The sequence below is a fragment of the Aphanothece microscopica RSMan92 genome, from assembly GCF_046613545.2.
GTDB lineage: Bacteria > Cyanobacteriota > Cyanobacteriia > PCC-6307 > Cyanobiaceae > NIES-981.
In genome coordinates this window covers 1-451 of record NZ_JBKKKY020000534.1, presented here as the reverse complement: position 1 = coordinate 451, position 451 = coordinate 1, and the positions used below count along the sequence as shown (strand labels likewise).

The 451-nt window shown below is 69.8% G+C and carries 1 protein-coding gene; it reads right to left on the bottom strand.

The window, feature by feature from the left end; genetic code table 11:
* A partial coding sequence (locus tag ACLD7X_RS18925; RefSeq protein WP_411425221.1) for a calcium-binding protein occupies positions 1-451 on the bottom strand: 451 nt, incomplete at both ends.

Below are 451 nucleotides of genomic sequence, written 5' to 3'. Positions count from 1 at the left end.
TGTCGTTGCCCCCGCCCGTGGCTCCGTCGCCGCCGTAGAAGTAGTCGAAGCCAGTGGGCCCGCCGATCAGCGTGTCGTTGCCGTCCCCGCCCACCAGCACGTTGAAGGCGTTGGCGGTGGCGTCCGTGGCGAGCAGCGTGTCGGCTCCGCCCTGGCCATAGAGCCAGTCCTGCCCCAGCCCACTCTCCAGCGAGTCGGCGTCGTCCCCGCCCACGATGATGTCGTTGCCTTCGCCCCCGATCAGCGTGTCGTTGCCGCCGAAGCCCCAGAGATTGTCGCCGCCCCCCAAGCCTTCCAGACGGTTGGCGTTGTTGTCGCCGAGGAGGAAATCGTCGCCCGCGCCGCCGCGCAGGTTCTCGATGCCGGTCAGCGTGTCCACGGTGAAGTCGGGCTGGCCCACGCGCTGAACCGCGAAGCCGCCCAGCAGATTCGCCGCCACCGCCAGCGTGTC